A 19,537-nucleotide genomic window follows, 5' to 3' on the forward strand; every position below is an offset into this window, starting at 1 on the left:
ACTGGAGAGTTAGTGCTTTGAATTTTAGACTCTCAGGTGTAGGGCTGTAAAGCTGGGGGACAGTTAACTTTGCTAACCTCAAATCTTAGTTGTAACATGAAGATTGTTTATTTTATTTCCAACTAAAAAGATCTCTTAGTTGTTCGGGGGATGGGACTGAAAAATCGATTTCTGTGAAATCACGATTTTTGTCCCTCCTTTTTTAAAAAGCAAGAAATCCTGTTTCGGAAAGCACTAGCATAAAAAGTTCTGTTTTCCTTCTGATAACCACTAAATAGAAAGGGAATACGATGATGGATAAATCTGAGCAAAAGGCGCCAATTCTCAAGGAAGATCTGCGTGTAATCAACCAGACTGAGATAGCCCCTAGGATTTTTAAAATGGTTCTGGCAGGCCAGATGGTAAACGATATGGAGATCGGACAGTTTCTCCATCTGCGCGTGCCAGATCCCAGCAAGCTTTTACGGCGGCCAATTTCTATCTGCGATATTGACCGAGAAATTCAGCAAGTCAGCATAATTTATCGGGTTCAGGGTATGGGGACAGAACTTTTATCCCAGTTAAAATCTGGTGATTTTATAGATACCATGGGGCCACAAGGTAAGGGCTTTGATATTTCTAACGTCTCTGCCGGTCAAAAGGTTTTAATTATCGGAGGAGGTATTGGGGTCCCCCCGCTTTATGCGACAGCTAAAGCTTTGGCCGAAAAAGGGGCTGACGTAACGGTGGTTCTAGGATTTGCTAATAAAGCAGCTGTTATCCTTGAAGAAGAATTCAACCATTATGCCCATGTGACGGTCACAACTGATGATGGCTCTTATGGCATTAGGGGGTATGTCTCAACGGTTGTTGATGAACTGACAGATGATTATGCGGCTATCTATGCTTGCGGTGCACCTGGCATGCTGAAATACGTTGACAGTAAATTTGAGCATCACCCTCATGCTTACATGTCTTTGGAAGAAAGGATGGCTTGCGGTATGGGGGCCTGCTATGCCTGTGTCGTTCATCTCAAAGACAGGTCCGAAGCTGCCAATAAACGCGTCTGTGAAGACGGACCCGTCTTTGCAACAGGTACAATAAAGATCTAAGAGGAGGTATGAGAAATGTCCGATAACCGCTTAGCCATTTCTTTACCCGGTTTGGAATTGAAAAACCCTATTATTCCAGCTTCTGGCTGCTTTGGCTTTGGTCAGGAATACGCCAAGTATTACGACCTTGATCAACTAGGTTCTATTATGATTAAGGCAACGACCAAAGAAGCCCGTTTTGGCAATCCAACTCCGCGTGTTGCTGAAACACCGTCTGGCATGCTCAATGCCATTGGACTTCAAAATCCCGGTGTTGATGCTGTTTTAGCAGAGAAACTTCCTTGGCTGCAGGAGCATTATCCTGATTTACCCATTATCGCTAATGTTGCTGGCTTTTCTAATGAGGAATATGCCTATGTTGCTGGAAGGATTTCACAGGCGCCAAATGTTAAAGCCATTGAGCTTAATATCTCTTGTCCCAATGTCGACCACGGTAATGCCGGCCTTCTGATTGGTCAGGTTCCTGAATTGGCTTATGCCGCTACCAAGGCAGCTGTTGAGACTTCCCAAGTTCCTGTTTATATTAAATTAACGCCAAGCGTCGCTGATATTACGCAAGTAGCCAAAGCGGTAGAAGATGCCGGTGCCACCGGTTTTACCATGATTAATACCCTAGTAGGCATGCGCTTTGACTTGCAAAGTCGAAAACCTATCATTGCCAACGGAACGGGTGGCATGAGCGGTCCAGCAGTCTTCCCCGTCGCCTTAAAATTGATTCGTCAGGTTGCCCAGAGCTCCAGTCTTCCTATTATTGGTATGGGCGGGGTTGACAGTGCTGAAGCAGCACTTGAAATGATGATGGCCGGAGCCTCAGCAATTGGCGTCGGTACAGCTAATTTTACCGATCCTTTTGCCTGCCCTAATATTATCGCTGACTTACCCAAGGTTATGGATAAGTATGGTATTGAGAGTTTAGAAGAGCTGAGGAAAGAAGTTTGGAAAAACTTATAAATTTTCTAACGATTGACCATCATGTCTATACTTCTGTACCCCTTACAGCATTTGATTGACAGTTGAGCACCTGTAAGTTACAATAGAACCAATAATAAACCTTTAAGTTCAGTCCAGAGAGGCTAGCAAGGGAACCATGATATAGGGGTGGGGATTGCCCTGATTTTTGTCATACCTTGCCTCTTTGGCAAGGTTTTTTCTATGACTCGACCCTTAGTGAGATAAATTGAACTTAGGTCTTGCCTCGACTCAGTTTGAACGAAAGTGAAAATGAGCTAAGACAAGATGGTTGGCGCTTATCAAAAACAGAAATTTGCTGCCAGACAAGTCTCCTATTTATCTGCCAATAGAAAGGATATTTAAAACAGTTATGAGAGAATCACGCCCTATCGTCGCCCTTGACTTTCCTTCCTTCGAAGCGGTCAAAGAATTTTTAGACCGTTTCCCTCGGAATGAACAACTCTATGTTAAGATTGGTATGGAACTTTACTATGGGGTAGGCCCTGAAATTGTTTCTTATGTCAAATCACTAGGACATTCCGTTTTCCTTGATCTCAAATTGCATGATATTCCCAATACGGTCAAGTCTGCTATGGCAGTTTTAGCTAAGCTTGGTGTGGATATGACTAATGTCCATGCAGCTGGTGGTGTTGAAATGATGCAGGCAGCAAGAGAAGGTTTAGGCAAGGGCCCTAAATTGATTGCCGTTACCCAGTTAACATCAACCTCTGAAAAACAAATGAAAGATTTCCAAAATATCCAGACCAGCCTGGAAGAGTCGGTTCTGCATTATGCCCAGAAGACGCAAGAGGCTGGACTAGACGGCGTGGTCTGCTCAGCTCATGAAGTGGCTAAAATTAAGACAGTAACCTCTGAAGACTTTATCTGTTTGACCCCGGGTATCAGGCCCGCTGGTTCAAGTGTCGGTGACCAAAAACGGGTGATGCCCCCAGCTGATGCCCACAGAATTGGTTCTGACTACATCGTGGTTGGACGGCCTATTACTCAAGCTGAGGAGCCTGTCGCAGCCTATCAAGCTATTAAAGCTGAGTGGAATGCTCAAGCCTAAAACTTACAAGCTAACCTAATCCCCAATTTAGAACGGAGAAACTTTATGACATTAGCATCACAAATTGCATCAGATTTACTAGATATCAAGGCGGTTTACCTCAAGCCTGAAGAGCCCTTTACCTGGGCTTCAGGTATTAAATCCCCTATCTATACGGATAATCGCATTACCCTTTCTTACCCTGAAACACGTACTTTGATTGAAAATGGTTTTGTTGAAAAAATCAAGGAAGCTTTTCCAGAAGTCGAAGTCATTGCCGGAACGGCAACAGCAGGGATTCCTCACGGAGCTATCATTGCGGATAAGATGAATCTGCCATTTGCCTATATCCGGAGCAAGCCCAAAGACCATGGCGCGGGAAAACAAATCGAAGGTCGGGTTGTCAAGGGCGAAAAGATGGTCATTATTGAGGATTTGATTTCAACTGGTGGCTCTGTATTAGAAGCTGTCGCAGCTGCTGAGCGCGAAGGAGCCGATGTTCTTGGTGTAGCAGCCATTTTCACCTATGAGTTGCCCAAGGCTGATAAGAACTTTGCTGATGCAGGAGTTAAATTGGTAACCCTGTCCAACTATTCTGAGCTCATCAAGGTAGCCAAGGTTCAAGGTTACATCAATGCCGATGGTCTACAACTGCTAAAAAAATTCAAAGATAATCAGGAAACTTGGCAGGATTGAATTCACTGCTTTGGGAAAGGGAAAGTAATAGGAGGTTGCAATGGATTTTGGCAATGTCACCAAGCGGGAACTGCTGGATTGGCTGCTCGATCTGACTGGAGCTGAGGAGGCTTATCCCTTTACGCGTGAGAAAAGTAAGGATACGCCAGTCATTCGGCATCGTCGCAATCACAAAATGCTGGCGCTAGTGACACAGAAGGAAGGGAAACTCCTGCTCAATCTCAAACTCCAACCCGAGCAGGTAGAGATGATGATGGACACAAAGGGCGTTATCCCAGCTTATCACATGAATAAAAAGCACTGGCTCAGCGTTTTAGTCAATGAAACTGACCTGAGCGAGCCTGAACTTGAAGCTATGGTGCTGGAAAGCAGCCGTTTAACACGTTAGGAGGTTAATGATGAGAATTACAGTTCCTTTTGAAAATAAAATTATCCCTGATCGTTACAGCAAGCACACTAATGAACTTGAACTGGGAAATGCTGTCGTATCCTTCCCTTTTTCGATAGAAGATGTACCCGCAGGGACTAAGACCTTTGCTTGGTCTCTTATCGATTATGATTCCATTTCAGTCTGCGGTTTTGCCTACATTCATTGGACAGTCGCTAATGTTCCTGCTGCTAAGACCGTGATTGAGGCAGATTTTTCCCGAAGGGACAGCCAGCACCTTCATGGCAAAAACAGCCTTGTTAGTAAATTTTTATCAACAGATTTTTCGGCTATCGAAGATAACTACATCGGGCCTTACCCGCCAGATAAAGATCACCTCTATACTCTAAAAGTTTATGCTCTGGATACTGAACTTGCACTTGAGCGTGGGTTCTACCTTAATGAGCTGATGCACGCAGTTGAAGGTCATATCTTGGCCGAAGCAGAGCTTGATCTGGTCGGTAAAGTCTGATCTTGAGTTAAGAAAGGATGCTGCCCTATGGAACATTCAAGCTGGCATGAGCTGATTAAAGCTCAGTTACCCGAACATTATTTTGGAAAAATCAACGCCTTCATGGATCAGGTTTACGCTCAAGGCGTCGTCTATCCGCCGCGGGAAAAAGTTTTTAATGCCATTCAAACGACACCTTTGGAAAAGGTTAAAGTGGTTATTATTGGTCAGGATCCCTACCATGGTCCCAAGCAGGCTCAGGGTCTGTCGTTTTCGGTTCCTGAGGACATCCCAGCCCCACCGTCTCTGCAGAATATTCTCAAAGAGTTAGCACAGGATGTTGGTTTGCGTGACCATCACGATTTGACGCCTTGGGCTAAGCAAGGTGTACTCTTGCTCAATGCCTGCTTGACAGTACCAGCGGGTCAAGCTAATGGTCACCAAGGCCAGATTTGGGAGCCCTTTACAGATGCCATTATCAAGGTTGTCAACGAACAGAACAATCCAGTTGTCTTTATCCTTTGGGGTGGTTTTGCCCGTAAGAAGAAGGCTTTGATTAGCAATCCCATCCACCATATTATCGAGTCTCCTCATCCTAGCCCGCTGTCTGCTAATCGTGGTTTCTTCGGTTCGCAGCCATTTTCTAGAGCTAATGCTTATCTAAAAGAAGATGGCTTGGAGCCTATAGATTGGCTGAAATAAAGAAAGGAAGCCCCATGTTATTAATTAAAAATGGTCGAGTGATTGATCCCAAGTCAGGATTTGATAAAGTTTCAGATGTGCTCATAGATGGTAAGCGAGTGATTAAAATCGCTGAGGATATTGATGAAAAGACCGCAGAAGTAATTGATGCAGCTGGGCTGATTGTGGCCCCGGGTCTTGTTGATATCCATGTTCACTTTCGTGAACCCGGACAGACACACAAAGAAGATATTCATACAGGGGCCTTGGCAGCTGCAGCAGGCGGCTTTACTAGTGTCGTAATGATGGCTAACACCAGTCCGACCATTTCAGATCCGAAAACCTTGAAAGATGTGCTTACCAGTGCAGCTAGAGAAGATATTCATATCTATACCAATGCGACAGTTACCAAAGATTTTGATGGTCAGAATCTGACGGACTTTAAAGCCCTTTTAGAGGCAGGAGCTGTTTCCTTCTCAGATGATGGGATTCCTCTGAAAAGTAGCAAGCTAGTCAAAGAAGCCCTAGAATTGGCCAAGGAGAATAATACTTTCATTGCCCTGCATGAAGAAGATCCAGAACTCAATGGTATTCTTGGTTTTAACGAAACGATTGCCCGTGAGAAGTTTGGTTTCTGTGGGGCCACTGGTGTAGCTGAATACAGCATGATTGCACGTGATGTCATGATTGCCCATGCTACCCAATCTCATCTGCATATCCAGCATCTATCCAAGAAGGAATCAGTTAAAGTGGTCGAATTTGCCCAGCAGTTAGGAGCGCCAGTAACAGCAGAAGCAGCCCCTCAGCACTTCTCTAAGACCGAGGATTTACTTTTGGCTAAAGGGGCTCTAGCTAAAATGAATCCCCCTTTACGGACAGAAAAAGATCGTCGAGCTGTTATTGAAGGTCTTAAGAGTGGCGTGATTTCGGTCATTGCAACTGACCACGCTCCTCATCATAAGGATGAAAAAGACGTGGCGGATATAACCAAGGCACCGTCGGGAATGACTGGGCTAGAAACCTCACTTTCATTAGGCTTAACTAATCTTGTAGAGACAGGAGAGCTGACTTTATCCCAGCTCTTAGCCAAGATGACCTGCAATCCTGCTAGCCTATATTCTTTCGATGCGGGTTATTTAACTGAAGAGGGTCCAGCAGATATTGTGATTTTTGTGGATAAAGAAAAACGACAAATATCTGATCAGTTTGCATCGAAAGCGGACAATTCCCCCTTTATTGGTGAAACGCTAAAAGGGGTCGTTAAATATACAATCAGTGATGGCGCTATTGTCTATCAAGCTGATTGAAAAAGCGCTAGTATATTTATGCTGCAGCCTAGGGTATACTCTTTGAAAATCACATGATGGACTGTTGTACGGATACTGCCAGCTTTGCTGGTCTTATGCCACCGCTCCCCAGCCCTCTTCTCGTCTGCCTTTGAGCATTAGATGAAAATCTGATGTTTGAGATGCTGTTCACAGCGAAGCGTTTTTAGCAAATAAAAAATGGAAAAACAAATCAGTCCTAGCAGAATATTTTATGAGAATGAATCAAGATTATGAGAACACCTTAATGGGCTTAAAGTCAGTCTTTTTGGATCTTTATCAGGCAGCTATAATAATATTTTCTAAACAATCTTATTTAAAAATAGTGCGATTTATTGTATAATAAAGGATAATCATATTATTTTGGAGACCTTCATGCGCAAGCAAACAATGTTAATCCCGACCCTATCTGCCCTCTTGTTTTCAACGGCAATTTTATCTAATAAAGTAGCTGCTGATGAGGCAAATCCTGTTTCTGCGGACAATTCGGCAGGAGCGTCGTCGGTAGCAGAAGCAGAGCGAGCTGGTCTTGCGGAAGAATCTTCAGTCAACACTAATTTATCCAGCTCAGAACAAAGGGCAGCAGTAGATGAACAAGGACAACAGAATATTATCTCAGAGGTCTCATCGGAAACAGGAGGAGAGCTAAATTCAGCGGATGATAATCAGCTGACAATGGCTAGATCTGCAACAGCAGCTTCAAAAACGACTAGTGAGGGCACTACCATCATCCATACTAATGATGTTCACGGCCGCATAGTAGAAGAAGAGGGTGTTATTGGTGATGCCAAGCTAGCTGCTATCGTAAAAGCCAGTCGTGCACAGGGAAAAACACTTCTGTTTGATGCAGGGGACTCTTTCCAAGGCCTGCCAATCTCTAATAGTAGTAAGGGTGAGGATATGGCTGACATCATGAATACCATCGGTTATGATGCTATGACTTTAGGAAATCACGAGTTTGATTTTGGTCTCTATCAGCTCAAGCGCCTGCGAGAAAAATTGAATTTTCCTATGATTAGCTCCAATGTCTACGTCAATGGTACTCGCTTATTTGAAGCGTCGACCATTATCGATAAAAATAAGGAGGTCGAAGGGGATGAGTTTGTTGTTATTGGAGTGACAACACCTGAGACCGCTACTAAAACACACCCTAAAAATGTCGAAGGGGTGACCTTTGCTGATCCTATTACAGAGGTTACTAATGTCATTGAGCAGACAGAGAGTCAAGCTAGGGCTGAAGGTAAGTACTATCACAACTATGTTATTTTAGCTCATTTAGGCGTTGATAATACGACTAAACCAGAGTGGCAGGGAACGACTCTTGCTAAGGCTCTTGCTAAAAATGCTAACCTCAGGGGGAAGAATGTCATTCTTATTGATGGACATTCCCATACAGTTCTACAGATTACAGATGGTAATGACATTTACAATCAAACAGGCAGCTATCTGCACAATGTTGGTAAGATTACCCTGAATGCTGATAAAGTATTGTCAGCTGGCGTCATTACAGCAGAGCAGGCTCAAACCATCCAAGCAGATAAGGAAGTGTCTGATTTAGTAGCCAAAATTCAAGCCAAGTATCTGGCGGACAGTGCAACTGTTATTCGCCCCAACAATCCTGTTGAGCTCAACGGCGACCGTATGAATGTTCGTGTCCGTGAGACGAACTTGGGAAATTTGGTCGCAGACTCGATTTTAGCCTACGGTCAAACAGGCTTTAGCCATAAGACCAATTTAGCAGTTACCAATGGTGGCGGTCTGCGTGAGACTCTTAAAAAGGGGGAACCTATTACTAAGGGGGATGTTATATCTGTTCTGCCTTTTGGTAATACGGTATCGCAGATTCAAGTGACTGGCAAAACCATCTACGAGATGTTTAAAACATCTCTAAAATCCCCTACTCAGACAGATAAGAGGGGGCTGCCTATCCTTGATGATTATGGTAACCCCTTGCTGGAGCCAAGCGGCGGCTTTTTGCAAGTAGCTGGCGCCCGTGTCTACTATGATACGAATTTATCAGATAAGGTTGATCAGCGAATCCTAGGTATCGAAATTTTAGATCCGGATACTGATAAGTATCAGGTTCTCGATATGAATGCCGTTTATTATTTAGCAACTAATGATTTCCTTGCTTCTGGTGGTGATAGCTATACTATGTTAGGAGGGACGCGCGAAGAAGGGCCGTCTATGGATCAGGTCTTTACTGATTATCTCAAGTCCAATGTCGATTTGAGTCAGTATGCTGTCGTAAATCCTAACAGCCGTCTTATCTCAGTTGATGCTACCTACTACTTTTATGGGACAGAAGGCTTGCAGTATCAGCTGGGCGATTGGCTGAGTGATAGTAAATCTATCAAAAAGACACCTCCTAAACTTGATCTTAATTTAGAGGACTCGCAAAAAGATAAACCTGCTCCTAAAGCAGATTCTGCGACTATTGAAAACAAGGAAGCAGAAAAAGAAGTTGAAGCTCTGCCTGCGCTGGATGAAGTCAAGGAAACTTCTGAATCTGGTACTAGCCATTCAGAAACTAATCAGGATAGTGTGTCTGAGGTTGATAAGGCATCGACAACAGAGAAACCAACAATCAATTCAGAATTAGGCTCTAGTGATGCTAATAGTGGTTTTGGCTCTGGAACAGGTCGATCCTCTCAAGGCAATTCAAGTATTGAGGCAAGTTCGCGTCCTATTGGTACTCATACCTCTAATTCGGCAGGTAAACATTCTAATGAAGTACTTGTCAGCGTCCTTGGTGTTACGATCATTGCTGCTGGAGCTGCTTTTGATCATTTCCGCGCCCGTAAATCAAGGTAATAGGAAGGATATGGAAAAGCGCCGCCTTTTGTGCAGTTTAAAATTAGGAGATGAGCTAGATAGCGGAATTTTTCCTTAAGCTTAACATTAAGGAATATGAGACCTTAAAAGCCTCAGTGACTTTGAACTGAAAGATAAGCAGCCTTCAGTCAGTGGCTTTTTTACCTAACTAAACAAGAATGAGGTTTGAGTGATAATAAAAAATGAGTTCCATTTTAAACGGAACTCATTTTTTAGGCTGCTGATGGGTCAAATTCAGACCAAAGGGGACCAGATTTTCTTCCTTACGCTTAATACGTCCTATATTTTCCCTGTGGCGAATGATAATAATCAAGGCCAATCCGGTAACAATAATGGTAAAAAGCCAGTCATACCTTAGCAGGATAAAATGAACAGCTGGGAAGGTATAGAGTGTTAACAATCCCAGACTTGCTGTAGCTACACTAGCAAAGGAAATCATACTGCTTAAAAACAAAATCAGAACAAAGATAGCCAGTAAAAATAGACAGTAAAGTGGTGTGAAACCAAGTAAGACACCAGCACTTGTTGCAACGGCCTTACCACCTTTGAAACCGTCAAAAATCGAACAAGTGTGCCCAAGCACCGCAAAAAAACCAATGAGTAGCGGTGATAGCACGTCTGCTCCGAACCAAATCGGCAGAAGAACAGCCAGTGTTCCTTTAAGCATATCAATTATAAAGGTTACTGCCCCTGCCTTCTTGCCCAAAACTCTAAAAGCATTGGTTGTACCGGTATTTTTACTGCCTAATTCGCGGAGATTTTTGTGGTAGAAAATTTTACCTATCCATAATCCAGAAGGGATAGAACCTAACAGGTAAGCAATGATAATAAAAATAATACTTTCCATAATGCTCATTATAACATAAAAGAAAGGTTAAGAGTAGGCACCCTCAACGCTTTATCGGCTCTTTATTACTAAAAGAAATTTTTTATTTTAAATTTAGAGAGTACTACTAAGTGTATTGGCTGGTAGTGGTCTTAGAGCACTTTCTGTCTCTTTTAAGTGAGATTGCAGTAACAGACAATTAAACTGTAGTGATAACGGCGGACATCTAATGGTTTCTAGTAGTTTGACTATCGTCTTCTTATTGACACTTTCCCCAAAAAACATTGCGATATGTAGGATGGGAGTCTGCTTTAAGCCGATTTAGAGAGGCAAGAACAAACTTTTTTTGCAAATTTCCCTAAAAACCTGTAATATAAAATAGATGAACAATTGGGAGGTCAAGTTTGACTAAAAAAGAGATTTCAATCAATAATTACAATGATGATGCTATTCAGGTCTTGGAAGGACTGGATGCAGTCCGCAAACGCCCTGGGATGTATATTGGCTCAACTGACGGAACAGGGCTGCATCATTTAATTTGGGAGATAGTCGATAATGCTGTTGATGAGGCCTTATCTGGCTTTGGTGACCGTATTGAGGTAACCTTGCATCAGGATGGATCTGTTAGTGTAGCAGACAGCGGTCGCGGTATGCCAATTGGTATGCATGCTACAGGCAAACCAACGGTCGAAGTGATTTTTACAGTGCTTCATGCCGGTGGTAAATTTGGCCAAGGTGGCTATAAAACATCAGGGGGCCTGCACGGTGTTGGTTCCTCGGTTGTCAACGCTTTATCTAACTGGCTGGAAGTTGAGATTACCCGTGATGGAGCCGTCTATCGTCAACGCTTTGAAGATGGTGGTAAACCTGTAACAACGCTGGAAAGAATCAAAACAGCTCCCAAGTCGAAAACAGGGACCAAGGTGACCTTTAAACCTGACGATACGATCTTTTCAACAACAGATTTTAGATTTAATACTATCTCTGAACGCCTGAAAGAATCAGCTTTTCTGCTTAAAGAAGTTACTTTGGTTTTAAGCGATGAGCGTAGTGGTGAGCAAGAAGAGTTCCACTATGAAAATGGAGTGCAAGATTTTGTCGAATACCTCAATGAAGATAAGGAAACACTGACACCTGTTATCTATTTTGAAGGTGAAGAGCAAGGTTTCCAGATACAGGTAGCCATGCAGTATAACGATGGCTTTTCGGACAATATTCTCTCCTTTGTCAATAATGTCCGCACTAAAGATGGGGGAACCCACGAGACAGGGCTTAAAACGGCCATTACTAAAGCGATGAATGACTATGCCAGAAAAACTGGACTTCTTAAGGAGAAAGATAAAAATTTAGAAGGCTCAGATTACCGAGAAGGTCTTTCGGCTGTCCTATCTATTCTTGTTCCTGAAGAGCACCTGCAGTTCGAAGGGCAAACCAAGGATAAACTTGGGAGTCCCCTGGCTCGTCCGGTTGTTGATGGTCTAGTTTCTGACAATCTAACTTTCTTTCTCATGGAAAATGGAGAGCTGGCTTCCAATTTGGTTCGTAAGGCTATCAAAGCGCGTGACGCCCGTGAAGCGGCTCGCAAAGCTCGCGATGAAAGCCGCAATGGAAAAAAGAGTAAAAAGGATAAGGGATTGCTGTCTGGGAAGCTAACACCAGCTCAGTCTAAAAATCCTAAAAAAAATGAGCTTTATCTAGTCGAAGGGGACTCGGCCGGAGGCTCAGCAAAACAGGGACGTGACCGTAAGTTTCAGGCTATTTTGCCTCTGCGCGGTAAGGTACTCAATACCGAGAAGGCCAAGATGCCTGATATCCTTAAAAACGAGGAAATTAACACGATGATCTATACTATCGGTGCTGGTGTCGGACCGGATTTTAATATTGATGATATCAATTATGACAAGATTATCATCATGACCGATGCGGATACCGATGGTGCCCACATCCAAACACTTTTACTGACCTTCTTTTATCGCTATATGCGTCCCTTAGTTGAAGCGGGACACGTCTATATTGCCCTGCCTCCGCTTTATAAGATGTCTAAAGGTAAGGGGAAAAAAGAAGAGGTTGAATACGCTTGGACTGATGGCGAGTTAGAAGATCTCCGCCAGAAATTTGGTAAGGGAGCTAGTCTCCAGCGCTACAAGGGATTGGGAGAGATGAATGCCGACCAGCTCTGGGAGACAACCATGGATCCTGAGACACGCACCCTTATCCGTGTCACTATTGAAGATCTGGCGCGTGCTGAGCGCCGTGTCTCTGTTCTCATGGGAGACAAAGCAGCACCCCGCCGTCAATGGATCGAAGACAATGTCAAGTTTACCTTGGAAGAACAGACGGTGTTTTGATTGCTTATTTGAAAAAATAATAAAGCATTTATTTTCACAACGTAACAGGCTATGGCTTGTCAGCTCCTCACTAGCTTATCTGTCAATATAATATCGTTTTTGACGATAGACGTTATAATCGATCAGCTAAAGACAAATGAAAGTATGGTAAGTTTTATTGAGGTCTTATCTAAATGTCCTTACTAGGCCAATTTCAAAATTATAACTGATTTTTAAATTGAGTGTCCTATATGAACGAGAGATAAGCAGGTGGTTTTAGAAAATAAATTAGGTCTGACTGATTTACTTTGGCTTTCTAAGTTTTTTGCTTGTATATTCAGAAAAGAGATGGGAATTTCCTTTTAATCATTGCCCTAGCAAGTTCTTCTTGAGTAAGAGAGGATAGAAAAATGAAAAACTGGTTTAACAAAGGTTGGATTAAGATAGTGGCTTGTGCTATGCCTGTTCTTGCAGCTCTTTACTTTATGTTTACAGACAAATTTATCTTAGGGATGGTTATGCTCGCATTTGCTGTAGGTCTTTGGGAAAAGTCATAGACTGGACAGTGTTGCTAAAGAAGAGTGTCTTATGCTGTGATGCCTACCAATCTCCATGAGGTCATTAATGATTATCTTATGTGAGCTGATGTCGATGGCATTCGCTATGTTTACCGCGTAAAAACTTCTAAACCACTTTTAGATAAAATCGAACGATTTAAAGAGCGCAAAGAAGCCTATCCGGTTAATGCCATTTTGAATAATATCTGTAGTGCTCTGATGATTTTAACGCCTGAAGAGATCTCCCAGGTTATGGAATGCTTGGATAGCTGGCAGAAAAAGTATGGGCTGAAAAGCTGGTACCTGCGGGATAAGGACGGTTATGTCGGTATTGACATCTATTTCAAAAATAAGAGCAATTTCTACTATCCTTGGGAATTGCAACTATGGGATGAGAAGGATGTTAAAGGAAATATCGCTAGCCATATTAAATATAAACGAAAATGTGTGAAGTGATTAGGTTAGTAGGTGAGAAATATGGTTTTAGAAAATAAGTTAGGTTTGACAGATTCGCTTGAGCTTTCAAAAGCTGAAGAAAAAATCAGTAAAGAAAAAGCTAAACGTTTATTTGAAGAAAATTTATTGGCTGATAAACCTGCCGGTACTTATGAAACTTTAGCATTTATTCATGGCTTTTTATTCGAAGATATTTATGATTTCGCTGGAAAGATGCGCTTAGTTGATTTAGCAAAAGGTGGATTTCGCTTTGCTCCCTTAGTCTACTTGAAAGCTTCGCTTGAAACCATTGATAAAATGCCTCAAGATACTTTTGATCACATTATTGAAAAATATGTTGAAATGAACATTGCCCATCCTTTTCGCGAAGGTAATGGACGCAGTATGCGTCTGTGGTTAGACCATCTACTAAAAAATGAGATTAGTCAAGTCATCAACTGGTCACAGGTTGATAAAGAAGATTATCTTCTGGCCATGGAACGCAGTCCAGTTCGCAATATTGAAATCAAGTATACCCTCAGAAAAGCACTCACGGATGATATTGATAACCGTGAGCTCTACATGAAAGGGGTCGATCACAGTTACGATTATGAAGGCTATCGTCTTTATCGAACCGAGGAGCTGTAGGAAAGTCGTCAACAAGTCAGCTATGGTGCTAATGGATTGTGGATATTTTAGATTAACACTGAAAGAGAACATAGTATTAGTATTCTATTGGGAGAGGATACAGTGAAAAAACATTTAGCAAAGAACAAGAATTGGCAATAATATAGGCAAAAAAATTACAAAAGATACTATAGGAAAATCTATTTCAAAAACTATTCCAGTTCTCGGTGCTGTTATTTCCGGTGGTTTAACCTATGTTACTTTTAAACCAATGGGAATAAGAATGGTTAATACTTTTACTGATTTAATAGATGGAAAATTTCCAGATGAATCAAAAATTGACAATGAATTAAGAGCGGAATTTAAAGAAAAGATAGCGACAAATTCTGCTATTGATACAGAGTTTGTTGATTCAGATTAGCTTACTTAGTAGAACTTTTTTGCATTAATACTTTTACTGAGAAGCTATTAAGATGTGAAACAAAGACTAGCCTTAGCAATAGCATAATAATTTCTTTGTAATCGCTATTATTCTATCAATAAAACTCTTTAAAATTACAGCTATGAGTAAAAGTAGTCTTTAATAAGTTTATGCTATTACATATCAATAAGAATGGGACTCAATCCTAGAATCTGTATAAAGAGAGAGACGGATGTTTAAATTTTTATTTTTACAGTCGTTACTTTAGCGTGAATCGTTTGGAAAATCAGAATCTCCTGTTTTTATTCTAGATTATATAATCTTCTATTTTAATCTTACAGAAAGGAATTGAACACGCCCCTAAAGACTGTGACAAAAAGATAAATCGTCTAGAAAATCTTGAATTTCTGCCGATTTATTAATTTGACTTTATCTTTTTTATGGGCTGTGTATCTTAATTATGTCAAACATTCAAAATATGTCCCTTGAGGACATCATGGGAGAGCGCTTTGGGCGCTATTCCAAGTATATTATTCAAGAGCGGGCCCTGCCTGATATTCGCGATGGGCTAAAACCGGTTCAGCGCCGCATTCTTTATTCCATGAATAAGGACGGTAATACTCATGATAAGGGCTACCGTAAGTCGGCCAAGTCGGTTGGTAATATCATGGGGAATTTTCACCCGCACGGGGATTCCTCTATTTACGATGCTATGGTGCGCATGTCGCAGGACTGGAAGAATCGTGAAATTCTTGTGGAGATGCACGGAAACAATGGTTCTATGGACGGTGATCCACCTGCTGCTATGCGTTATACTGAGGCGCGCTTATCAGAGATTGCGGGCTATCTGCTTCAAGATATTGACAAAGACACTGTCCCTTGGGCTTGGAATTTTGATGATACGGAAAAAGAGCCGACTGTTTTACCAGCTGCCTTTCCCAATCTTCTAGTTAATGGTGCAACAGGAATTTCAGCGGGATATGCAACAGACATACCTCCTCATAATTTAGCTGAAGTTATTGACGCGGTTGTCTATATGATTGATCATCCTAAGGCAAAGGTCGAAAAGCTCATGGAATTTTTACCTGGTCCTGATCTGCCGACTGGAGCTATTATCCAAGGAGCTGACGAAATTCGTAAAGCCTATGAAACAGGTAAGGGACGTGTAGTAGTACGTTCGCGTACAGAAATTGAACCGCTTAAGGGTGGCAAAGAGCAAATTGTCGTTACCGAGATTCCTTACGATGTCAATAAGGCCATGTTGGTAAAAAAAATCGATGATGTTCGCCTCAACAATAAAGTACCTGGCATCTCCGAAGTGAGGGACGAATCTGACCGCGATGGTTTGCGCATTGCTATTGAGCTTAAGAAGGATGCGGATAGTCAAGCGATTCTTAACTACCTGCTCAAATATACTGACCTGCAAATTAATTATAATTTTAATATGGTAGCTATTGATAACTTTACGCCGCGTCAGGTCGGACTGATTCCAATTTTGACCAGCTACATTGGCCATCGCCGCGATATTATTTTAGCGCGCTCCAAATTTGATAAGAAAAAGGCAGAAAAGCGTCTCCATATCGTAGAAGGGCTGATCAGGGTTCTTTCTATTTTAGATGAAGTTATCGCTTTGATTCGGGCGTCGGATAATAAGGCCGATGCCAAAGAAAATCTGAAGATTAGCTATGAATTTACCGAGGAGCAGGCAGAAGCTATCGTAACTTTGCAGCTTTATCGCTTAACTAATACCGATATTGTGACTCTGGAAGAAGAAGATGCTGCCTTGCGGGAGCAAATCGCAACTCTGACGGCTATTATTGGTGATGAGCGTACCATGTATAATCTCATGAAGCGTGAGCTCCGTGAGGTAAAGAAAAAGTTTGGTAGTCCCCGCCGTTCAGAATTGCAGGTTCAAGCGCAGACTATTGAAATTGATACGGCCAGCTTGATTGTTGAAGAGGAGACTTATGTCAGCCTGACTCGCAGCGGCTATGTCAAACGGACCAGTCCTCGCTCTTACAATGCTTCCACCCCAGAAGAATTAGGTAAGCGTGATGACGATCAGGTGATTCTGATGCAGCAGGCTAAAACGACCCAGCATCTCTTTATCTTTACAAATCTAGGGAATGTCATCTACCGGCCTATTCATGAATTAACCGATATTCGTTGGAAAGACATTGGCGAACACCTCTCTCAGACCATTACCAATTTTTCAACCGATGAGGAAATTATCTACGCTGAAATCATTGATGATCTAACTCCAGAAACTTATTTCGCTGTGACAAAACACGGTCAGATCAAGCGCTTTGAGCGTAAAGAGTTTGAACCATGGCGCAGTTACAGAACCAAATCTGTTAAATTTGCTAAACTTAAAGGAGACGATGATCATGTTGTTACCATGGCACCAATTAAATTGGATCAGGTTATGATAGTGACTCAGAAAGGGTACGCTCTCCACTTTAGCATTGAAGAAGTACCTATTGTCGGTGCCAAAGCTGCCGGTGTCAAGGCTATTAATCTGAAAGATGGTGATACAGTCCAATCTGCCTTTATTGCCAATACTAAGACTTTCTTTGTACTGACCCAGCGCGGCAGCCTCAAACGGATGGCAACAGACGATATCCCAGTAGCCAAACGGGCAGGTCGTGGTTTGCAACTTCTGCGTGAACTCAAATCCAAGCCCCATCGCGTCTTTTTAGCCGCTCCTGTGTTATCTGATGCTGCTGCGGCTGCAGAGCTTGATCTTTTTAGCGGGGAAGTAGAGGCCGATACTGACGAGCAGATACTCGAAGTTTTATCTAAATTAGGAACGGTTGAGCAGGTTAACCTAGCCCAACTGAGTCTGTCAGAGCGCACTAGCAATGGGAGCTTTATCTCAGATACCATTTCGGATGAAGAGGTACTTGCAGCCAAATTGCTTAGTTGATAAATAAAACTAAAACATTTTAAGAGTAGAGGAGGTTAGCATTGATGCCCTTGTCAATGTTAGCTCTCTGCTTTTTAGGAAAATAAATTGTCAGAATTTTGAAATAATACTTGAAAATTGGCTAAAAAAGGACTATACTAGGAACCACTTAGTGATAGAAAGAGGGATTTATTATGACAGTAGATTTAGATTGGGAGAACCTAGGTTTTGAATACCATAAACTTCCTTTTCGCTATATTTCATACTATAAGAATGGTCGGTGGGATGATGGTAAGCTGACAGAGGACTCGACACTCCATATCTCTGAAAGCTCGCCAGCTCTTCATTATGGACAACAAGCTTTTGAAGGATTAAAAGCTTACCGTACCCAAGATGGCTCTGTCCAATTATTCCGTCCAGACCAAAATGCAGAACGTCTACAGCGAACATCTGATCGCCTCCTCATGCCCCAAGTTCCAACGGATAAGTTCATTGATGCTGTTAAGCAAGTTGTTCGTGCAAACGAAGAATTCGTTCCGCCTTATGGGACGGGCGCAACACTCTATATCCGTCCGCTATTAATTGGAGTTGGAGATGTTATTGGGGTCCATCCAGCAGAAGAATACATTTTTACGATTTTTGCTATGCCGGTTGGGAATTATTTCAAGGGTGGTTTAGCCCCAACGAACTTCCTCATTCAGGATGATTATGACCGAGCAGCTCCTCATGGTACTGGTGCAGCTAAGGTAGGTGGGAACTATGCTGCCAGTCTCCTACCCGGTCAAGTAGCTCATGAGCGTCAGTTCTCTGATGTTATTTATCTGGATCCAGCGACTCACACCAAAATTGAAGAAGTAGGATCCGCTAATTTCTTTGGTATCACGAAAGATAATGAATTTGTTACGCCGCTTAGCCCATCTATTCTGCCGTCTATTACCAAGTACTCTCTTCTTTATTTAGCTAAAGAACGCTTTGGAATGACAGCTATTGAAGGCGATGTCAAGATTGATGAGCTAGACAGATTCGTTGAAGCGGGAGCCTGTGGAACCGCGGCAGTTATCTCACCGATCGGCGGGGTGCAACATGGAGACGATTTCCACGTTTTCTACAGTGAAACAGAGGTCGGCCCCGTTACACGCAAACTTTATGATGAGCTGACAGGCATCCAGTTTGGAGATGTAGAAGCGCCAGAAGGCTGGATTTATAAGATTGACTAAGTAGTTAGTCAGTCATTAAGCTTGCTCTTGCAAGCTTTTTTGTTTTCGTGTAAAATGTAGGAGAAATTTCATAAAGACGGAGTTAAGTCATGACAAAAAAAGATAAAAAGATTGAAGTGCAGCTGTCAGACGCCCGAGTGTCTGTATCTGGTAAGTCCCTTGAAGGGTATGAATTAGCAATTGGTAAGCGTACAGTGGGCCATATTGTTGAAATGGACAGCCAATTTGCCACAGTGGTAAATGATAGCCTTACCAATTTCTATCCGACACTGGATCAGGCAATCGAAAACATCATTGAAAATTACAATCTAAATCATTAAAAATTGTTGACATTAAGGGTTCCTTTATGTTAGAATGAACCCTAGTTGCATGGAAGGGTAGCGAAGAGGCTAAACGCGGCGGACTGTAAATCCGCTCCTTCGGGTTCGGGGGTTCGAATCCCTCCCCTTCCATACTCAGGATACAAAGACCGTTTAAAAATCCGTATGAAAATAGGAAACTGACGAAGCGTTAGATATAACGCTAGGAAGTTTATCTTTTTCACTAGGATTTTAGGTCGTGTTCAGCTTAGTTCACTTTTACTGAGTATTAAGTTATTTGCTTTTGGGGTATAGCCAAGCGGTAAGGCAAGGGACTTTGACTCCCTCATGCGTTGGTTCGAATCCAGCTACCCCAGTCTGAGGTATTAGGATTTACCTAAGACCGCCATAGTGATAT

17 protein-coding genes, 2 tRNA genes and 1 pseudogene are annotated in these 19,537 nt (G+C 42.3%); 19 read left to right on the plus strand and 1 reads right to left on the minus strand.

Annotation, left to right across the window (positions count from 1 at the left end):
- The first annotated feature begins 290 nt into the window (after positions 1-290).
- The 9 genes from ACVR1G_RS04940 to ACVR1G_RS04980 all read left to right on the plus strand — a co-directional run bounded on the left by ACVR1G_RS04940 (position 291) and on the right by ACVR1G_RS04980 (position 9,484).
- The gene (locus ACVR1G_RS04940; RefSeq protein WP_447452086.1) at positions 291-1,091 is read left to right on the plus strand and encodes a dihydroorotate dehydrogenase electron transfer subunit; all 801 of its coding nucleotides are present in this window, start codon (positions 291-293) and stop codon (positions 1,089-1,091) included.
- Between the two features lie 15 nt (positions 1,092-1,106).
- A complete protein-coding gene (locus ACVR1G_RS04945) occupies positions 1,107-2,042 on the plus strand; it encodes a dihydroorotate dehydrogenase (protein WP_447452087.1) in 936 nt (311 codons plus the stop codon).
- 370 nt (positions 2,043-2,412) lie between these two features.
- Positions 2,413-3,111, plus strand: coding sequence for an orotidine-5'-phosphate decarboxylase (gene pyrF, locus ACVR1G_RS04950; protein ID WP_447452088.1), 699 nt, complete (start codon positions 2,413-2,415; stop codon positions 3,109-3,111).
- Between the two features lie 45 nt (positions 3,112-3,156).
- Positions 3,157-3,786 (plus strand): orotate phosphoribosyltransferase, encoded by a 630-nt coding sequence (gene pyrE, locus ACVR1G_RS04955; protein WP_447452089.1) that lies wholly within the window; start codon positions 3,157-3,159, stop codon positions 3,784-3,786.
- Positions 3,787-3,826: 40 nt separating this feature from the next.
- On the plus strand, positions 3,827-4,174 hold the full coding sequence (locus ACVR1G_RS04960; RefSeq protein WP_447452090.1) for an MmcQ/YjbR family DNA-binding protein: 348 nt from the start codon (positions 3,827-3,829) through the stop codon (positions 4,172-4,174).
- A 10-nt stretch (positions 4,175-4,184) separates the two neighbouring features.
- A complete protein-coding gene (locus tag ACVR1G_RS04965) occupies positions 4,185-4,685 on the plus strand; it encodes a YbhB/YbcL family Raf kinase inhibitor-like protein (RefSeq protein WP_447452120.1) in 501 nt (166 codons plus the stop codon).
- 27 nt (positions 4,686-4,712) lie between these two features.
- Positions 4,713-5,366 (plus strand): uracil-DNA glycosylase, encoded by a 654-nt coding sequence (locus ACVR1G_RS04970; RefSeq protein ID WP_447452091.1) that lies wholly within the window; start codon positions 4,713-4,715, stop codon positions 5,364-5,366.
- Positions 5,367-5,380: 14 nt separating this feature from the next.
- Positions 5,381-6,652 carry a dihydroorotase gene (locus tag ACVR1G_RS04975; protein WP_447452092.1) on the plus strand — a complete coding sequence of 424 codons (1,272 nt, stop codon included), beginning with the start codon at positions 5,381-5,383 and terminating at the stop codon, positions 6,650-6,652.
- Between the two features lie 393 nt (positions 6,653-7,045).
- Positions 7,046-9,484: a 5'-nucleotidase C-terminal domain-containing protein gene (locus ACVR1G_RS04980; protein ID WP_447452093.1), complete on the plus strand. Its 2,439-nt coding sequence runs from the start codon at positions 7,046-7,048 to the stop codon at positions 9,482-9,484.
- 226 nt (positions 9,485-9,710) lie between these two features.
- Here the strand turns inward: ACVR1G_RS04980 and plsY are convergent, their stop codons facing one another.
- Positions 9,711-10,352 (minus strand): glycerol-3-phosphate 1-O-acyltransferase PlsY, encoded by a 642-nt coding sequence (gene plsY, locus ACVR1G_RS04985; protein ID WP_447452094.1) that lies wholly within the window; start codon positions 10,350-10,352, stop codon positions 9,711-9,713.
- Between the two features lie 383 nt (positions 10,353-10,735).
- Here plsY and parE point away from each other — a divergent pair, with 383 nt between their 5' ends.
- The 10 genes and pseudogenes from parE (at position 10,736) to ACVR1G_RS05035 (ending at position 19,496) form a co-directional block, all read left to right on the plus strand.
- Positions 10,736-12,679 carry a DNA topoisomerase IV subunit B gene (parE, locus tag ACVR1G_RS04990; protein WP_447452095.1) on the plus strand — a complete coding sequence of 648 codons (1,944 nt, stop codon included), beginning with the start codon at positions 10,736-10,738 and terminating at the stop codon, positions 12,677-12,679.
- A gap of 389 nt (positions 12,680-13,068) precedes the next feature.
- The gene (locus tag ACVR1G_RS04995; protein WP_447452096.1) at positions 13,069-13,215 is read left to right on the plus strand and encodes a hypothetical protein; all 147 of its coding nucleotides are present in this window, start codon (positions 13,069-13,071) and stop codon (positions 13,213-13,215) included.
- Between the two features lie 48 nt (positions 13,216-13,263).
- Positions 13,264-13,671, plus strand: a pseudogene (locus tag ACVR1G_RS05000) (GTP pyrophosphokinase); the annotation flags it as partial.
- A 21-nt stretch (positions 13,672-13,692) separates the two neighbouring features.
- Entirely contained in the window at positions 13,693-14,298 is a 606-nt protein-coding gene (gene fic / locus ACVR1G_RS05005) for a protein adenylyltransferase Fic (RefSeq protein WP_447452097.1), read from the plus strand.
- Positions 14,299-14,560: 262 nt separating this feature from the next.
- On the plus strand, positions 14,561-14,698 hold the full coding sequence (locus ACVR1G_RS05010) for a hypothetical protein (protein WP_447452098.1): 138 nt from the start codon (positions 14,561-14,563) through the stop codon (positions 14,696-14,698).
- A gap of 460 nt (positions 14,699-15,158) precedes the next feature.
- Positions 15,159-17,624 carry a DNA topoisomerase IV subunit A gene (parC, locus tag ACVR1G_RS05015; protein ID WP_447452099.1) on the plus strand — a complete coding sequence of 822 codons (2,466 nt, stop codon included), beginning with the start codon at positions 15,159-15,161 and terminating at the stop codon, positions 17,622-17,624.
- Between the two features lie 173 nt (positions 17,625-17,797).
- A complete protein-coding gene (locus ACVR1G_RS05020; protein WP_447452100.1) occupies positions 17,798-18,820 on the plus strand; it encodes a branched-chain amino acid aminotransferase in 1,023 nt (340 codons plus the stop codon).
- A gap of 89 nt (positions 18,821-18,909) precedes the next feature.
- Positions 18,910-19,140 (plus strand): DUF2969 domain-containing protein, encoded by a 231-nt coding sequence (locus ACVR1G_RS05025; protein WP_447452101.1) that lies wholly within the window; start codon positions 18,910-18,912, stop codon positions 19,138-19,140.
- A gap of 51 nt (positions 19,141-19,191) precedes the next feature.
- Positions 19,192-19,272 (plus strand) — tRNA-Tyr (locus ACVR1G_RS05030).
- Positions 19,273-19,424: 152 nt separating this feature from the next.
- Positions 19,425-19,496: transfer RNA gene (locus tag ACVR1G_RS05035), tRNA-Gln, on the plus strand.
- The last annotated feature ends 41 nt before the right edge of the window (positions 19,497-19,537 follow it).

This window comes from Streptococcus dentasini (assembly GCF_053206945.1).

Bases quoted from the DNA above. Each gene is read 5' to 3' on its own strand.
- ACVR1G_RS04940 (WP_447452086.1), top strand. From the start codon at position 291: ATGATGGATAAATCTGAGCAAAAGGCGCCAATTCTCAAGGAAGATCTG.
- ACVR1G_RS04945 (WP_447452087.1), top strand. From the start codon at position 1,107: ATGTCCGATAACCGCTTAGCCATTTCTTTACCCGGTTTGGAATTGAAA.
- pyrF (WP_447452088.1), top strand. From the start codon at position 2,413: ATGAGAGAATCACGCCCTATCGTCGCCCTTGACTTTCCTTCCTTCGAA.
- pyrE (WP_447452089.1), top strand. From the start codon at position 3,157: ATGACATTAGCATCACAAATTGCATCAGATTTACTAGATATCAAGGCG.
- ACVR1G_RS04960 (WP_447452090.1), top strand. From the start codon at position 3,827: ATGGATTTTGGCAATGTCACCAAGCGGGAACTGCTGGATTGGCTGCTC.
- ACVR1G_RS04965 (WP_447452120.1), top strand. From the start codon at position 4,185: ATGAGAATTACAGTTCCTTTTGAAAATAAAATTATCCCTGATCGTTAC.
- ACVR1G_RS04970 (WP_447452091.1), top strand. From the start codon at position 4,713: ATGGAACATTCAAGCTGGCATGAGCTGATTAAAGCTCAGTTACCCGAA.
- ACVR1G_RS04975 (WP_447452092.1), top strand. From the start codon at position 5,381: ATGTTATTAATTAAAAATGGTCGAGTGATTGATCCCAAGTCAGGATTT.
- ACVR1G_RS04980 (WP_447452093.1), top strand. From the start codon at position 7,046: ATGCGCAAGCAAACAATGTTAATCCCGACCCTATCTGCCCTCTTGTTT.
- plsY (WP_447452094.1), bottom strand. From the start codon at position 10,352: ATGGAAAGTATTATTTTTATTATCATTGCTTACCTGTTAGGTTCTATC.
- ACVR1G_RS04995 (WP_447452096.1), top strand. From the start codon at position 13,069: ATGAAAAACTGGTTTAACAAAGGTTGGATTAAGATAGTGGCTTGTGCT.
- fic (WP_447452097.1), top strand. From the start codon at position 13,693: ATGGTTTTAGAAAATAAGTTAGGTTTGACAGATTCGCTTGAGCTTTCA.
- ACVR1G_RS05010 (WP_447452098.1), top strand. From the start codon at position 14,561: ATGGTTAATACTTTTACTGATTTAATAGATGGAAAATTTCCAGATGAA.
- parC (WP_447452099.1), top strand. From the start codon at position 15,159: ATGTCAAACATTCAAAATATGTCCCTTGAGGACATCATGGGAGAGCGC.
- ACVR1G_RS05020 (WP_447452100.1), top strand. From the start codon at position 17,798: ATGACAGTAGATTTAGATTGGGAGAACCTAGGTTTTGAATACCATAAA.
- ACVR1G_RS05025 (WP_447452101.1), top strand. From the start codon at position 18,910: ATGACAAAAAAAGATAAAAAGATTGAAGTGCAGCTGTCAGACGCCCGA.